The organism is Micromonospora peucetia, from assembly GCF_900091625.1.
Taxonomy (GTDB): domain Bacteria; phylum Actinomycetota; class Actinomycetes; order Mycobacteriales; family Micromonosporaceae; genus Micromonospora; species Micromonospora peucetia.
In genome coordinates, this window is record NZ_FMIC01000002.1 from 5,688,762 (window position 1) to 5,704,193 (window position 15,432).

The following is a 15,432-nucleotide window of genomic DNA, read 5'->3' on the forward strand; positions in this document are numbered from 1 at the left end:
TGTCGTGTCGGCCACCCGTGGCAGCCGTCTCTCAATTGGCCGAACCGGGCTTGAACGAGCGGGCCAGCAGGAGCAGGTTCGCCGGCTTCTCGGCGAGTCGACGCATGAAGTACGCGTACCAGTCACGGCCGTACGGGAGGTAGACGCGCGTCCGGTACCCGTTCGCCGCCAGCCGCAACTGCTCGTTCTCGCGGATCCCGTACAGCATCTGGAACTCGTAGTCCTCCGCGCCGCGCCCACCGTCGCGTGCCAGGCGCAGGGTGTACTCGATCAGCTTCGGGTCGTGGGTCGCGATCATCGGATACCCGTCCCCCTCCATCAGGATGCGCAGACACCGCCGGAACTCGTCGTCGACCTCGCGCTTGCTCACGAACGCCACCGAGGCGGGCTCCGCGTAGGCCCCCTTGACCAGGCGGACCCGGCTGCCCGCGTGTGCGAGTCGCCGGCAGTCGGCCGCCGTCCGCCGCAGGCACGCCTGCAACGCGACCCCGACCCACGGGAACTCCGTACGCAGCTCGTCGAGGATGGAGAGGGTCGCGTCGACGGTGGTGTGGTCCTCCATGTCGATCGTCACGGTCGAGCCCACGGCCGCGGCGGCGGCGCAGACGTCGTGGGTGAGCCGGGCGGCGTGGTCGTACCCGCCCGCCGGCAGCGACCCGCCGAGCGCCGAGATCTTGAGCGAGACCTCGGCGGCGGCGGCCAGGTCCGCGGCGTGCAGTGACGACAGCAGCGCGAGGTACGTGTCGCGAATGCCCTCGGCCTGTTCGAGGGTCGTCGTCCCCTCACCGAGGTGGTCGATGGTGACCCGCAGGCCCGTCCCGGTGAGCCGGCGGGCCACCGCGATCACCTCACGGTCCTGCTCACCGGCGACGAATCGGTGCACGATTCCCCGGGTCAGGGAGGACTGCGAGACAATTCCGCGCATTCGTTCGTTCTCTGCTGCCACGAGCAGAAGCTTGTTCGGCATCAGCGGGTCCATCCTGTGTGCAGCGGGTGCCGGTCGGCGAGGCGGTCGACCCGCGAGCGCAGCCCGTCGCCGGCTTCCGCCGTGGTCAACCCGGTGGCGATGATGTCGGCGACCTCGACGAAGTCGGCCTCGTCGAAGCCCCGGGTGGCCAGGCCCGGGGTGCCGATCCGCAACCCCGAGGTGACCATCGGCGGGCGGGGGTCGAACGGTACGGCGTTGCGGTTGACGGTGATACCGATCCCCTGGAGCAGCCGTTCCGCCTGGAGACCGTCCAGCTTCGCCGTGCGCAGGTCGACCAGTACCAGATGCACGTCGGTGCCCCCGCTGACGACCCGGACACCGGCGTCGTGCGCGTCGGCGGCGCCCAGGCGTCCGGCGACGATCCGCGCTCCGAGCAGGGCCCGTCGCTGCTGGTCCCGGAACTCGTCCCCGGCGGCGATGCGGAACGCCACCGCCTTGGCCGCCATCACATGCCCCAGGGGGCCGCCCTGTTGGCCGGGGAAGACCGCCGAGTCCAGTCGCCGGGCCAGTTCGGTGTCGGCGCTGAGAATGGCGCCACCACGCGGTCCGCCGAGCGTCTTGTGCGTGGTCAGGGTGACCACGTGGGCGTGCGGCACCGGGTCGGGGTGCAGCCCGGCGGCGACCAGCCCGGCGAAGTGCGCCATGTCGACGAGCAGGTACGCGCCGACCGCATCGGCGATCCGGCGGAACCGCGCGAAGTCGAGCACCCTCGGGTACGCCGACCAGCCCGCCACGATCATCTTTGGCCGGTGCTCGTGCGCCAGCCGCTCGACCTCGTCCATGTCGACCAGGAAGCTCCCGGCGTCCACCTGGTAGCCCACCGCCCGGTACAGCCGGCCCGAGTAGTTGATCCGCATCCCGTGGGTCAGGTGACCGCCGTGCGCGAGGTCGAGCCCCAGGATGGTGTCCCCGGGGTCGAGCAGGGCCGCCATCACGGCGGCGTTGGCCTGGGAGCCGGAGTGCGGCTGCACGTTGGCGTACGCGGCGCCGAAGAGTCGCCTCGCCCGCTCGATCGCCAGACGCTCGATGGTGTCGACGTGCTCGCAGCCGCCGTAGTACCGCCGGCCCGGGTAGCCCTCCGCGTACTTGTTGGTGAGGACCGAGCCCTGTGCCTCGAGGACCGCCCGGGGCGCGAAGTTCTCCGAGGCGATCATGCCGAGGGTCTGCCGCTGCCGGCGCAGCTCGGCGGTGATCGCCTCGGCGATCTCCGGGTCGGCGTCGATCAGCCCCTGGTCGTGGACGGTCATGACGCGCCTCCGTTGTCGGTCTCGGTGAGGTGGGCGCGGTACTCGTCGGCCGTCATCAGCGGCGGCACGTCGGTCAGCCGGACCCTGAACAGCCAGCCCTCGACGTACGGGTCCGCGCCGATCAGGCCCGGGTCGGCGACGACGGCCTCGTTGGTGGCGACGATCTCGCCGCTCACCGGCATGTACAGCTCGGCCACCGACTTGGTGGACTCCACCTCGCCGCAGACCTCGCCGGCGGCCAGGTGGGTGCCGGGTTCGGGCAGCTCGGCGTAGATGACGTCGCCGAGCGCCGCGGCGGCGAACGCGGTGATGCCCACCGTCGCCGGCTCGGCCGTGTCGTCGATCCACTCGTGGTTCGTGCTGTAGCGCAGACGCGCGGGAACATCCATGTCCATCACTCCTCGCAGCGGGTGACGCGGGTCAGCGCGCACGGCGGTAGAACGGCAGCCGGGTGATCTCCACCGGCTCGGTGTCTCCTCGGATGACGACGCCCAGTCGGGACCGTGCCCCGACGGCGTCGGGGTGGACCCGGGCCAACGCGACGGGCCGGTTCAGCACCGGTGACAGTGCGCCGCTGGTGACCACGCCGACGGGTTCCGCCGTGCCGCCGTCGGCCAGCGCGACCACCGGATGGCCGGTCCGTGGCACGCGCCGTCCGGTTCCGGTGAGTCCGACCAGGACGGTGGCGGCGCCGGTGTCCCGGCGTTCGGCCAGTGCGGCCCGGCCGACGAAGTCCCCCGGCTTGGTGAAGGACACGACCCGGCCCAGTCCCGCCTCGAAGGGGGTGACACCGCGGTGCAGTTCGAAGCCGTACAGCGGCATCCCGGCCTCGATGCGCAGCGTGTCCCGGCAGGCCAGCCCGGCCGGCGTCAGCCCGTACGCGGCGCCGGCGGCGATCAGCTCCCGCCAGGTGTCGACCGCGTCGGCGGCCCGGACGAAGAACTCGAATCCGTCCTCGCCGGTGTATCCGGTGCGGGCGACGACCGCTGGCCGCCCGCCGACGTCCAGGTCGGCGGCGGTGTAGTACCCGAGGCGGGTCGACTCCGCGCCGACCACTGCCTCCACCGTGTCGGCGGCACGGGGCCCCTGCACGGCGATGATGGCCCGCTCGGTGGTGTGGTCGGTGACGGTCGCCCCGGGTCCGGCGCAGCGGGCGCGCAGTTCGGCCAGCGCGGTGCCGGTGTTGACGGCGTTGGTCACCAGCAGGTACCGGTCGGCGGCGAGCCGGTAGGCGACCAGGTCGTCGAGCACGCCGCCGGTCTCGTCGCAGAGCATGGTGTAGCGGGCGCGGCCCACCGGCACCGCCGACAGGTGCCCGACCAGCGCGTGGTCCAGTGCCGCCGGGGCCTGCGGCCCGGACACCTCGAGTTGTCCCATGTGGCTGAGGTCGAACAGGCCGGCGCGTTCGCGTACCGCGCGGTGCTCGGCGGTTTCGCTGCCGTAGCGCAACGGCATCGCCCAACCGGCGAAACCGGTGAACCGGGCGCCGAGTTCGGCGTGCGCGGCGTGCAGGGGTGGGTGGAGCAGGGTCGTCGGACTCTGGTGCATGGAGGACTCCCTCGTCCCGACGCGGTCGCGTCGTACGGTCGGTTGCCTCCCGCTCTGTCATGGACCTGAGAGCTTCGCCGCCGGGTGGCGGTTTGCACCGTGGGTGAGACGACGGATCGTCTGCTTTCCAGAGTTCGCCTCATCCGAGCGGTAACGGGGCCTGAGAGTTTCTTGGGAGTTTGCTCCTTCGGCGCCCCGACGGAAGATCGGGGTCTCTCCCGCGCGGATTCGAACGGCGTCTATGTAGTTGTGGGTCGCTCGCAGACCCTAGGCGAGCGGGCGAGCGGGTGTCAATGGTCACAGAGAGTGGTCATAACGCAACACATATAGAGGATGAACAATCCTTTACATGATGTGTGATGTGTGCCATTGTACTGGCCACCTGCGGCACAATGTCCGACCCGGATCGAAGGAGATCTACGCCGCAGCGCCCTCCGAAGAGGAGTAGACCGTCCGTCAAGCCGTGCCTCACCTGCGGAAACCCCCTCCCAGGCCAGCCTCGGCCACGGACCGGTGGACGGCCACCCCCACACCCCCACTCTCCGGCGCCAGGCCGGAGCACCGAACGCCAGGAGGCGATCCGTGAGAACCAGGAAGACACGAAATCGAGGCGGCTGGGCCGCCGTACCGCTCGCACTGGTGCTGGCGCTGGGGCTGAGCCCGCTGGCCCCCTCCGGCGCCGCGAACGCGGCGCCACCGGCGCGGCCGACCGGCGCCGCCCCGGCCGACGCCGGTGTCGGCTCCGGCACCGCCGACAAACACGTCCGGCGGGCACCGCTGCCGCTGAGCGAGCGGGCCCCGCTCCCCTCGTCCCGCGAGGAACTGCGCCGCGACTACGACCAGCCCGACGACGCCAAGCGGCCCGCCTCCCCGTCGATGCGCGGCCTGGCCGCCGCACCCTGCGCGGTCGCCGACTTCACCAGCCGGACCGGCAGCGCCCTGGTGCAACAGATCAAGGCGTCCACCACCGACTGCGTGAACACCCTGTTCAGCCTCTCCGGGAGCGACGCCTACCAGGCCTTCCGCGAGGCGCAGATGGCCAGCGTGGCATACGGGCTGCGGGACAACGCCGGCTCCTACGACGGCACCAACAGCACGGGTACCGCCCAACTCGTGCTGTACCTGCGGGCCGGCTACTACGTGCACTGGAACTACCCGTCCACGGTGGGCTCGTACGGCCCCACGCTGCGCACCGCAATCCGCGCCGGCCTGGACACGTTCTTCGCCAACAGCCGCTCCGGCGACGTGAACGACGCCAACGGCGAGGTGTTGGCCGAGGCGGTCACGCTGATCGACAGCGCCGAGGAGAACGCCCGCTACCTGTACATGGTGAAGCGGCTACTGACCGGCTACAACAGCTCGTACGACTCGTCGTGGTGGATGCTGAACGCGGTCAACAACGTCTACATCGTGCTGTTCCGGGGCCACCAGGTGCCCGAGTTCGTCAGCACCGTCACCGCCGACCCGAGTGTGGTGGACACGCTGTACGCCTTCGCCACCGGCAAACGGGCCCTGCTCGGCACCGACCGGGGCTACCTGGTCTCCAACGCCGGCCGGGAACTGGGCCGGTTCCTCCAGCACACCGCGTTGCGGTCCAAGGTGCGACCGCTGGCCCGGGGCCTGCTCGACCTGAGCGCGATCACCGGCCCCACCGCCGCGCTCTGGGTCGGCGTCGCCGAGATGACCGACTACTACGACAAGGCCAACTGCGCCTACTTCGACACCTGCAACCTCCAGGCGCGGCTGGCCGCCGTGATCCTGCCGATCACCTACACCTGCGGCAGCACCATCCGCATCCGCGCCCAGCAGATGACCTCGGCCGAGCTGGACCGGTCCTGCACCAGCATGCGCAACCAGGACGCGTACTTCCACTCGGTGGTGGCGGACAACGGCCCGGTCGCCGACGACCGCAACACCACGCTCGAAGTGGTGGTCTTCGACTCCAGCACCGACTACCAGACGTACGGCGGGCCGATGTTCGGCATCGACACGAACAACGGCGGCATGTACCTCGAAGGCGACCCGGCCGTCGCCGGCAACCAGCCACGGTTCATCGCGTACGAGGCGGAGTGGCTGCGCCCCACCTTCGAAATCTGGAACCTCAACCACGAGTACACCCACTACCTCGACGGTCGCTTCAACATGTACGGCGACTTCACCGACAACATCGCCACCCCCACCATCTGGTGGATCGAGGGCTTCGCCGAGTACGTGTCGTACTCGTACCGCCAGTTGACCTACAGCGCCGCGATCACCGAGGCAGGAAAGAAGACCTACCCGCTGCGTACGCTCTTCGACACCACGTACAGCCACGACAGCACCCGCGTCTACCGGTGGGGCTACCTGGCGGTGCGGTACATGCTCCAGTCGCACCGCGGCGACGTCACCACGCTGCTCGGGCACTACCGTACGGGCAACTGGAACGCCGCCCGTACGCTGCTGACCAGCACCATCGGCAGCCGCTACGACACCACCTGGTATGCCTGGCTGGACGCCTGCGCGGCCGGCAACTGCGGCGGCGGCACCAACCCGCCCGCCAACCAGGCCCCGGTCGCCGCGTTCACGTTCACCACCAACGGGCTGACCGCCACCTTCACCGACCGGTCGACCGACGCCGACGGCAGCATCGCCTCCCGCTCCTGGAACTTCGGCGACGGCAGCACCTCGACGGCGACCAACCCCACCAGGACCTACCAGGCCGCCGGCACGTACCCGGTCACGCTGACCGTAACCGACGACAAGGGCGCCACCGCCAGGACCTCACAGAACGTCACCATCACCGGCGGCCCCGCCCCGCTGCCCGAGTGCACCGGCGGCGACGTCCGGACGCTGGGCCGCAACTGCCAGCGCGGCGGCATCCAGGCCACCGCCGGCAACCTCTACTACCTCTACCTGCACGTTCCGGCCGGCACCACCAGCCTGAGGATCACCTCCTCCGGTGGCACCGGCGACGCCGACCTGTACTACAGCCCCAGCAGCTGGGCCACCACGAGCTCGTACACCCAGCGGTCGGTCAACACCGGCAACGGTGAGACGATCACGATCAGCAACCCGGCCGCCGGCTACCACTACGTCAGCCTGCACGCCAAACAAGCTTTCAGCGGGGTCACCGTGAAGTCGGAGTACTGACGCCGGCCAATGCGCACCCACGGCGTCGTCGGTCACCCTGGTGACCGGCGACGCCGCCGGCGGTCCGGTCCTCGGCGGTCACTCGTCGGCGGCGAGCTCGCCGAGCGTGACCGGCTGCGCCAGCGGACGGGACGCGTACCCGGTCAGGTCCGCCACGCTCGGCTCCCGGCCCGCTTCCCGCGCCGCCAGGCAGGCGGCGGCGTAGCCGCAGACCCGCCCCTGGCACCAGCCCATTCCGGCCCGGGTCAGCAGCTTCGCGCCCCGGGCGTCGCCGGCGGACAACTCCCGCACCGCCCGCCGGACCGCACCGGCGGGCACCTCCTCGCACCGGCAGACAAGCGTGTCGTCGTCGCACCAGTCCGGCCAGCCGGACGGTACGGGGTGCACCGCGTGCAGCGCCGCCGCGAACCGGCGCAGCCGGCGCCGGTCCCGCAGCAGGCGGTCGTGCCGGCGGGTCGACCAGGGCGGCGGACAGCCCAGGGAGAGCGCGACGGCACCCCCGGCGAGCTGCCCCTCCACCAGCGCCAGGTCGGCGCCGCCGACGCCGGTGACCTCACCGGCGGCGTACACGCCCGGTACCGACGTCGCCTGGGCCGGATCGACGGCCAGCACCAGGCTGCCGTCGGAGTCCAGCCGGGTCGCGCAGCCCAGGGCCACGGCCAGTTCCAGCTGCGGGGTGAACCCGAAGCCCACCGCGAGGCCGTCGCACCGCACCTCGGTCCCGGTACCGGCCAGCACGGTGCCACCGGGACCGACCGGGGCGACGGTCACCCCGGTCAGGTGGTCGGTGCCGTGCGCGGCCACCACCGCCGTCCGGCGGTGGTAGGGCACCCGGTGCCGGAGCATCCGCCAGCCGTACCGGCCGGCCTCGGCGAGCTTGCCGGCCGCGCCCAGGACCGGGCGGAGTTGGCGGGCGTACCCGATCGGGTCGTTCGCCTCGTAGACGCCGACGACGGTGCTGCCCGCCTCGGCGAGGCCGGTCGCGACCGGTAGCAGGAACGGTCCCGTCCCCGCCACCACGATCCGCCGCGCGAAACTCACCCCCTGGCCCTTGAGCAGGGCCTGGGCGCCACCTGCGGTGACCACCCCGGGCAGGTCCCAGCCCGGGAACGGCACGACCCGGTCGTGGGCGCCGGTGGCGATGACCAGCCGGCGCCCGTGCAGCACCTGCGATCGGGTGTGCACGGTGAACTCCGGGCCGGCGGAGCCCTCCCCGCAACGGGCTTCGACGAACCAGACGGCGGCATCGGTCCGGTGGTCGACCCCGTCGAGCTGCTCCCGCAGCCGGGCGAACGTCGACCAGTCGTGGTGGCCGCGCCCGTCCGCGTCGGACCGGTGCCGCCAGAACTGTCCACCCGGTCGGGGCCCGGCGTCCAGCACCGCCACCCGGCAGCCGGCCCGCGCCGCCCCGGCAGCCGCGGCCAGCCCGGCCGGTCCGGCACCGACCACCACCACGTCGTACCCGGTCACGCCCGCTCCCCGCCGTCGTCGTCGGTCTCGACCACGTCCCCGGGGCGGGCGAGCAGCAGGCAGGCCCGCTGGGACGGTACGCCGTTGACGCGGACCAGGCAGTCGAAGCAGATCCCGATCCCGCAGAAGATCCCCCGGGGCCGGTCGCCGATCCGGGTGCGTCGCCACGAGCGGACACCGGCGGCGAGCAACGCGGCGGCGATCGTTCGTCGCCCGTCGGTGGGGATCGGACGGCCGTCAAAGGTGAACATCGTGACGCTCCGGGGCGAATGGTCGTAGGTCCACGTCGGGGAGACGGCCGGTCAGCAACGCCGCGACGGCATGCCCGGTGGCCGGGGCGAGACCGATTCCGGCACCCTCGTGGCCGGTGGCGTGGTACAGGCCCGGCACCCGCGGATCGGCGCCGATCATCGGCAGGTGGTCGGGGCTGTACGGCCGGAATCCCCGGTAGGCGCGGATCGCCGAGACCCGGCCCAGGACCGGGAAGAGCCGGACCGCTCCCGCCGCCAGCCGGCGCAGCGCCGGCAGCGGGACGGTCCGGTCGAATCCCACCCGTTCCCGGGTGGAGCCGATCAGGATGGTGCCCGCCCTGGTGCCCTCGACCACCGGGGACACCTCCAGGTCCCCGGTGCTGCGTCCCACGTTGGCGACGTAGCCGGCCGCGTACACCTTGTGCCGGACCAGCGGCGGCAGCGCCTCGGTGACCAGGACGAAGCCGCGCCGGGGCAGGATCGGCAACCCGACGCCGGCCAGGGCGGCGACCTCACCGGCCCAGACCCCGGCGGCGTTGACCACCATCGTGGTGGGCAACGGTCCCCGGTCGGTCAGCACGCCCCGGACCGCTCCGGCGGCGTCGCGTCGTACGCCGACGACCGTGGTCCCGGTCAGCACCCTGACCCGGGCCGCGCGCAGCAGGTGGGCGGCGGCCAGCATCGGGTGCACCTGCATGTCCTGCGGGTAGCGCACCCCGCCGGTGAGATCCCGGGCCAGGTGTGGCTCGTGGTCGGGTAACTCGTCGGCGGGGACCTCGTACGCCTCGACCCCGGCGGCGCGCTGGCTCGCGGCGAACGCCCGCAGCGCGGCGTGTTCCGCCGGCGAGGCGGCCACCACCAGTCCGCCCTTGTGTTCCAGCTCGATGCGTTCCCCACCGAGCGTGTCCCCGAGCTCCCGCCACAGCTCGACGGAGTGCCGGGCCAACGTCAGCTCCGGCCCGGGCGGCTTGTCGGAGACGAGGATGTTGCCCTCGCCGGCTCCGGTGGTGCCGGTGGCCACTCCGCCCCGGTCGACCACGGTCACCGTGAGGCCGGCGCGGGCGGCGTAGTAGGCGCAGGCGACGCCGACCATTCCCGCCCCGATGACGACGACGTCCGCGCCGGCGGCGGTCATGAACTGATGCGGTGCATCCACGCCTCGACGTCGTCCGCGCGGCGGGGCAGGTCGTCGGAGAGCATCCGGTATCCGTCCTCGGTGATCAGGACGTCCTCCTCGATACGCATCCCCAGCCCGCGCAGTTCGGCGGGGAGGAGTTCGTCGTCGGGCTGGAAGTAGAGTCCCGGCTCCACCGTCAGCACGTGACCGGCCGCGAGCCGGCCGTCCAGGTAGGTGCCGGACCGGGCAGCGGCGCAGTCGTGCACGTCCAGGCCGAGCATGTGGCCCGATCCGCACAGGGTCCACCGGCGGTGCAGGCCGGAGTCCTCGGCCAGCGCCTGCTCCGGCGAACAGGGCAGCACCCCGAGGTCCGCCAGCCCGTGGACCAGCACGGTCATCGCCGCCTGGTGGAACGCCCGGAACTCCACGCCCGGTCGCAGGCACTCCAGCGCGGCGTCGTTGGCCTGCCGGCACAGCTCGTACAGGTCCCGCTGCAACGGAGTGAACCGGCCGGAGACCGGCAGCACCCGGGTGATGTCGGCGGTGTACAGGGACCGGGTCTCCGCCCCGGCGTCGAGCAGCAGCAGGTCGCCGTCGCGGATCGGCCCGTCGTTGTCGATCCAGTGCAGGGTCGCCGCGTGCGCGCCGGCCGCCACGATCGACTGGTAGCCGACGTCGTTGCCCTCCAGCCGGGCGCGCTGCCAGAACACCCCCTCCAGATACCGCTCGGAGGTACGCATCGCCATCGGCAGCGCCCGGACCATGTCCTCGAAGCCCCGGGTCGTGATCGCCACCGCCTGCTCCAGTTGGCCGATCTCCCAGTCGTCCTTGACCAGGCGTAGCTCGGACAGCACCGTGTCGAGCTCCGGGTCGCCGGCCCCGGCGGGCAGGAACGCGTCGACGCTCCGGTCGACGCCGCGCAGCACCCGGGTCGGTGCGTCCGCCCCGGCCAGCGTCGACTCCAGTTCGGCGATGTGCCGGGTCGGCAGGGCCAGCCGCCGGCGGCTCTCCCCCAGGGTGGGGCGCCGGCCGGCCCACAGCTCGCCGTAGACCCGGTCCCGGAAGAACTCGCCGTCCTTGCGGTCGGAGCGGGGACGCAGGAACAGCGTGGCGTCCCCGTCGGGTTCGATCACCAGGACCCCGTCGGAGGACTGGTCGCCGGTCAGCCAGGTGTAGGCGGAGTGGGGCCGGAAGCGGAAGTTCTGGTCGTTGGAGCGCTGCTTGTAGCCACCGGCGGGAACCACGAGCCGCTCCCCGGCGTACAGGTCGTGCAGTCGTGCGCGCCGCGCCGCGGCCCAACTGGCAACCTCGTCCTCCGGCAGGTCGTACTGCTCGGTGTCCGCCCAGCCGGACAGCATGAACTCCTCCAGCGCGGGGCTGACCGGCAGGTCGTGGCTGCCGGTACGCAGGTCGGCGCGGGTCACAGGGCCTCCTTGGCGGGGTGGGACGGTGGGGTGGGCCGGGTCGGTCGCGGCGGTGCCGCGAAGGTGACGGTACGAACCGAGGTGTAGAAGTGCAGGGCGGCGGCCCCCTGTTCACGCGGGCCGTAGCTGGACGCCTTCTCGCCGCCGAACGGCGCGTGGAAGTCCACTCCGGTGGTCGGCGCGTTGACCCGGATCAGGCCGGTGTCGACCCCGCGTACGGCGTCGAGCAGCGCGCCGACGTCGTGGCCGTGCACCGAGGTGACCAGCCCGTACCGCACGTCGTTGACCAACTCGACGGCGCTGGCCAGGTCCGGCGCGGCCAGGATGGTGGCCAGTGGGCCGAAGGTCTCCTCCCGGGCCACCGGGTGCGCGGGGTCGATCCGGTCGATCAGCACGGGCGCGACGAAGAAGCCGTCATCGGCGGTCGGGCCGCCCGTGCCGCCGGTGAGTATCCGCGCCCCGCTCGCCCGCGCCGCCTCGACGGCACCGAAGACCCGGCTCCGGGCGGCGGCGTCGATCACCGGACCGGCGACCACGGTCGGCTCGGCCGGATCACCGAAGCGCAGCGACGCCACTGCGGCCACCAGCGCCTCGGTGAACTCCCGGGCGTCGCCCACCACGACGATCCGCCGGGTCGCGGTGCACTTCTGGCCGGCGTACCCCATCGCGGCGCTGGCCAGCAGCGCGGCGGTCTGCCCGAGGTCCGCGTCGGGCAGCACCAGGGCCGCGTTCTGGCCGCCCATCTCCGCCTGCACCGGCAGCCCGGCGTGGGCCGCCGCGACCGCGACCTGGGCGCCGACGGTCGCGGACCCGGTGAACGAGACGATGTCGCTCGCCTCGACGACCGCCCGCCCGGTCTCCGTCCCGCCCGGTACGACGTGCAGCAGCCCGCTCGGCAGCAGTCCTTCGAACAGCCCCGCGACGGCGTCGCCGCAGGCGAGCGCGTCCGGGGAGGGCTTGAGCAGCACCGCGTTGCCGGTGGCGAGGGCCGGTGCGGCCTTCCACAGCGGGATCGCCAGCGGGAAGTTCCACGGCGTGACCAGTCCGGCGACACCGTGCGGCCGGCGTTCGGTGAAGAGCAGGCCGGGCTGGTGCGCCGGCAGCGACGGTGGCAGCACGTCACCGGTCGCGGCGAAGCAGGCCTGCGCGTAGTAGTCCAGGATGGCCGCGCCCCGGTCCACCTCGGCGCGGGCCTCGCTCGCCGGCTTGCCCACCTCGCGGACGATGAGGTCGGTGAGCGCGTCGGCCCGGTCGCGCAACCGGTCGGCAGCCGCGCGCAGGGCCGCGGCGCGTCCGGCCGGCCCTTCCCGGCACCACCCGGCCTGTGCGGTACGCGCCCGCGCGGCCAGCGCCCGGACCTCGTCCGGGGACACCGCGGCCTGCTCCATGACCACGTCGCTCGGGCACTGCGGGGAACGACTGCGAATCAACTCACTCACCACAGGAATCCTGCCGGGAAGGGGTCGTCAGGGTCGAGGAAGTGCTGTGCGGTGCCGGTCAGCCAGGCCCGCCCGGTGACGGTCGGCACCACGGCCGGCCGATCCGCGACGGTGGTGGTGTCGACCAGTCGCCCGACGAACCGGGTGCCGAGCAGGGACTCGTTGACGAAGTCCCGGTCGAGCGGGAGCAGACCCCGGGCGTGCAGTTGTGCCATCCGCGCCGACGTTCCGGTGCCGCAGGGTGACCGGTCGAACCAGCCAGGGTGGATCACCATGGCATGCCGGGAGTGGCGGGCGTCCGAGCCCTCCCCCGCCAGGTACACGTGACGGCAGCCGGCGATCTCCGGCTGCTCGGGATGCACCGGCCGGGCGGTGGCGTTGACCGCCGCCATGATGGCCAGTCCGGCGTCCAGCAGCCGCTGCTTGTGGGCCCGGTCGAGGCCGATCCCCAGCTCGGTGAGGTCCGCGACGACGTAGAAGTTGCCCCCGTAGGCCAGGTCGTAGCGGACCCGGCCCAGGCCGGGAACGTCGACCACGGCGTCCAACGCGACCGCGAAGGACGGGACGTTGCGGATCGTGACAGCGGTGGCGCGGCCGTCGGTCACCGCGACCGACGCCACCACCAGGCCGGCCGGCGTGTCCAGGCGTACGGTGGTCACCGGCTCGGTGACCTCGACCATCCCGGTCTCCACCAGCACGGTGGCCACGCCGATGGTGCCGTGGCCGCACATCGGCAGGCAGCCGGACACCTCGATGTAGATCACGCCGAAGTCGGCGTCCGGCCGGGTCGAGGGTTGCAGGATCGCTCCGGACATCGCCGAGTGGCCCCGGGGCTCGTACATCAGGAAGGTCCGCAGGTGGTCGAGGTGGGCCATCAGGTGTTCCCGGCGCTGCGCCATGGTGGCGCCGGGGATCACCGGGACTCCGCCGGTGACCACCCGGGTGGGCATCCCCTCCGTGTGCGAGTCGACCACGTGGATGACGCGGTTGCTGCGCATCAGTGGTGGCCCGCCGCGAGCAGTCGTTCGGTGGTCTCCCGGATCTCGGCGGCGACTGCCGGCGGCAGCGGCTGGCGCGGCTGACGGGTGGGTCCACCGGGCCGGCCGGCCACGTCCATGGAGAGCTTGATCGCCTGGACGAACTCCGGCCGGGAGTCCCAGCGCAGCAGCGGGTGCAGTGTCCGGTACAGCGGCAGGGCGGTCGCCAGGTCCCCGGCGACGGCGGCCTGGTAGAGGCGGGCGCAACTGGCCGGGATGGCGTTCTGGTAGCCGCCGATCCAGCCGACCGCGCCGGCCATCAGCAGTTCGAGAGCCACGTCGTCGGCGCCGGCCAGCAGGTCGAGGCCGGGAGCGACCTCGGCGATGGCGTACGCGCGGCGGACGTCGCCGCTGAACTCCTTGACCGCGACCACGAGGCCCTCGTCGAAGAGTTGGCGCAACAGGGTCGGGGTGAGGTCGACCCGGGTGTCGAGCGGGTTGTTGTAGGCCACGACGGGCAGGCCGGCCTTGGCCACCTCGCGGTAGTGGGCCAGCACGGCCGCGTCGTCGGCGCGATAGGCGGTGGGCGGCAGCAGCATCACGGCATGACAGCCCGCCTCGGCAGCCTGGTCGGCCCAGCGCCGCGCCTCGTCCGCGCCGTACGCCGCCACGCCGGGAATCACCGAGAAGCCGGCCGGGGCGGCCTCCACCGTGGTCCGTACGACGGCCGCACGTTCCTTGGCGCTGAGGACCTGGTATTCCCCGAGCGAGCCGTTCGGGACGACACCACGGCAGCCGTTCTCGGCGAGCCACCGGACGTGCTCCGCATAGGCGTCAAGGTCGACGCTCAGGTCGGGGGAGCCAAACGGCAGGGCGGTCGCCGTCAGGACGCCCCGCCATGGAATCTGTTCCACGCCACCTCCAGTAACATGTTACATGGCACCGTAGCACGGTTGTCGGGGCGTCACTAGGCGTGGATCACTCACTTTCCGGGCCGGCCGCCGTCGTCTCGCGCCCACCCGTCGGGCGCCGCCCGTCGCGACCGCCCGGTCAGCGCTCGGGTCGGTCAGCGCTCGGGTCGGTCAGCGCTCGGGTCGGTCGGCCCAGATCCCGCGTACGTGCCGCAGATGGCCACGCATCAGCTCGACGACCGCCGCCCGGTCCCCCGCCGCGAACAGATCCATGAGCTGGACGTGCTCGTCCGCCGAGTCGACCAGCCGGCCGTCCCTGACCAGCGCGTCGAGTCCGTACAGCCGGGTGCGGTTGCGCAGGTCGGCCACCGTCTCCACCAGCCGCAGGTTGCCGCCCGCGCGCAGCAGGGTCAGGTGGAACTCGCTGTCCGCCTCGATGTACGCCACGACGTCCCCCCGGCTCGCCGCTTTGACGATGGCCTCCGCCAGCACCCGGAGCTCGCGCAGCTGCTCGGCCGAGAGCCGACCCACCTGGTCGGCCACCACGGGGATCTCCAGCAGTTCCCGGATCTCCGTGATCTCGTCGAGTTCCCGCTCGGAGAGGGACCTGATCCGGAAGCCCTTGTTCTTGACGATCGTGATCAGGCCCTCCTTGGCCAGATCGAGAATCGCCTCCCGAACGGGTGTCGGGGAAACCCCGAACTGGGTCGCCAGGGTCGGTGCCGAGTAGATGGTGCCGGGCCTGATCTGGCCCGCCACGATCGCGGCGCGCAGCGCGTGCGCCACCTCCTCGCGGAGGCTCTGCCGACCCTGGATGGCCGTCAGCGCCAGTCCTGACCCGGCGGCACCGGGACCGCCCGCCTGCCAGTCGGCCGTCACAACCACTCCACCCTGCTCAGCTCACCGGGACGGTGAGGGTGGCACCCTCGCC

Annotated in this window: 13 protein-coding genes and 2 riboswitches; of the genes, 1 reads left to right on the plus strand and 12 read right to left on the minus strand. The window is 72.4% G+C overall.

All coding sequences use genetic code 11. The features are described 5' to 3' along the window. Positions 1 to 31 precede the first annotated feature (31 nt). Genes GA0070608_RS25770 through gcvT form a run of 4 tightly spaced genes read right to left on the minus strand, consistent with a single transcriptional unit; the run spans position 32 to position 3,783 of the window. Positions 32 to 967 carry a proline dehydrogenase family protein gene (locus tag GA0070608_RS25770; RefSeq protein ID WP_091636182.1) on the minus strand — a complete coding sequence of 312 codons (936 nt, stop codon included), beginning with the start codon at positions 965 to 967 and terminating at the stop codon, positions 32 to 34. Next, a complete protein-coding gene (gene glyA / locus GA0070608_RS25775; protein ID WP_091631042.1) occupies positions 967 to 2,235 on the minus strand; it encodes a serine hydroxymethyltransferase in 1,269 nt (422 codons plus the stop codon). Before glyA ends, GA0070608_RS25770 begins: the two co-directional genes overlap by 1 nt. Continuing rightward, on the minus strand, positions 2,232 to 2,624 hold the full coding sequence (gene gcvH / locus GA0070608_RS25780; protein WP_176733838.1) for a glycine cleavage system protein GcvH: 393 nt from the start codon (positions 2,622 to 2,624) through the stop codon (positions 2,232 to 2,234). Before gcvH ends, glyA begins: the two co-directional genes overlap by 4 nt. A 31-nt stretch (positions 2,625 to 2,655) precedes the next feature. Further along, a complete protein-coding gene (gcvT, locus tag GA0070608_RS25785) occupies positions 2,656 to 3,783 on the minus strand; it encodes a glycine cleavage system aminomethyltransferase GcvT (RefSeq protein ID WP_091631044.1) in 1,128 nt (375 codons plus the stop codon). Between the two features lie 44 nt (positions 3,784 to 3,827). Next, positions 3,828 to 3,921: riboswitch (glycine riboswitch) on the minus strand. Further along, a riboswitch (glycine riboswitch) is annotated at positions 3,922 to 4,014 on the minus strand. 351 nt (positions 4,015 to 4,365) lie between these two features. On the opposite strand from gcvT, the gene GA0070608_RS25790 reads away from it, so the two are divergent. Continuing rightward, on the plus strand, positions 4,366 to 6,912 hold the full coding sequence (locus GA0070608_RS25790) for a collagenase (RefSeq protein ID WP_176733839.1): 2,547 nt from the start codon (positions 4,366 to 4,368) through the stop codon (positions 6,910 to 6,912). A gap of 78 nt (positions 6,913 to 6,990) precedes the next feature. Here GA0070608_RS25790 and GA0070608_RS25795 read toward each other — a convergent pair whose 3' ends face one another. From GA0070608_RS25795 to GA0070608_RS25830, 8 genes are all read right to left on the minus strand, one after another. Beyond that, positions 6,991 to 8,382: an FAD/NAD(P)-dependent oxidoreductase gene (locus tag GA0070608_RS25795; RefSeq protein ID WP_091631045.1), complete on the minus strand. Its 1,392-nt coding sequence runs from the start codon at positions 8,380 to 8,382 to the stop codon at positions 6,991 to 6,993. Then, positions 8,379 to 8,633 carry a (2Fe-2S)-binding protein gene (locus GA0070608_RS25800; RefSeq protein ID WP_091631046.1) on the minus strand — a complete coding sequence of 85 codons (255 nt, stop codon included), beginning with the start codon at positions 8,631 to 8,633 and terminating at the stop codon, positions 8,379 to 8,381. Before GA0070608_RS25800 ends, GA0070608_RS25795 begins: the two co-directional genes overlap by 4 nt. After that, positions 8,620 to 9,789, minus strand: coding sequence for an NAD(P)/FAD-dependent oxidoreductase (locus GA0070608_RS25805; protein ID WP_245715948.1), 1,170 nt, complete (start codon positions 9,787 to 9,789; stop codon positions 8,620 to 8,622). The genes GA0070608_RS25800 and GA0070608_RS25805 overlap by 14 nt, the downstream gene beginning before the upstream one ends. Next, positions 9,765 to 11,108: an aminopeptidase P family protein gene (locus GA0070608_RS25810; RefSeq protein ID WP_176734007.1), complete on the minus strand. Its 1,344-nt coding sequence runs from the start codon at positions 11,106 to 11,108 to the stop codon at positions 9,765 to 9,767. Before GA0070608_RS25810 ends, GA0070608_RS25805 begins: the two co-directional genes overlap by 25 nt. Before the next feature lie 62 nt (positions 11,109 to 11,170). Continuing rightward, complete coding sequence (locus tag GA0070608_RS25815; protein WP_245715949.1) at positions 11,171 to 12,613, minus strand: aldehyde dehydrogenase family protein; 1,443 nt, start codon at positions 12,611 to 12,613, stop codon at positions 11,171 to 11,173. Next, positions 12,610 to 13,611 carry a proline racemase family protein gene (locus GA0070608_RS25820; RefSeq protein ID WP_091631050.1) on the minus strand — a complete coding sequence of 334 codons (1,002 nt, stop codon included), beginning with the start codon at positions 13,609 to 13,611 and terminating at the stop codon, positions 12,610 to 12,612. Before GA0070608_RS25820 ends, GA0070608_RS25815 begins: the two co-directional genes overlap by 4 nt. Continuing rightward, complete coding sequence (locus tag GA0070608_RS25825) at positions 13,611 to 14,504, minus strand: dihydrodipicolinate synthase family protein (RefSeq protein WP_091631051.1); 894 nt, start codon at positions 14,502 to 14,504, stop codon at positions 13,611 to 13,613. Before GA0070608_RS25825 ends, GA0070608_RS25820 begins: the two co-directional genes overlap by 1 nt. Positions 14,505 to 14,672: 168 nt before the next feature. After that, positions 14,673 to 15,380: a GntR family transcriptional regulator gene (locus GA0070608_RS25830; protein WP_218107582.1), complete on the minus strand. Its 708-nt coding sequence runs from the start codon at positions 15,378 to 15,380 to the stop codon at positions 14,673 to 14,675. Positions 15,381 to 15,432: the final 52 nt, after the last annotated feature.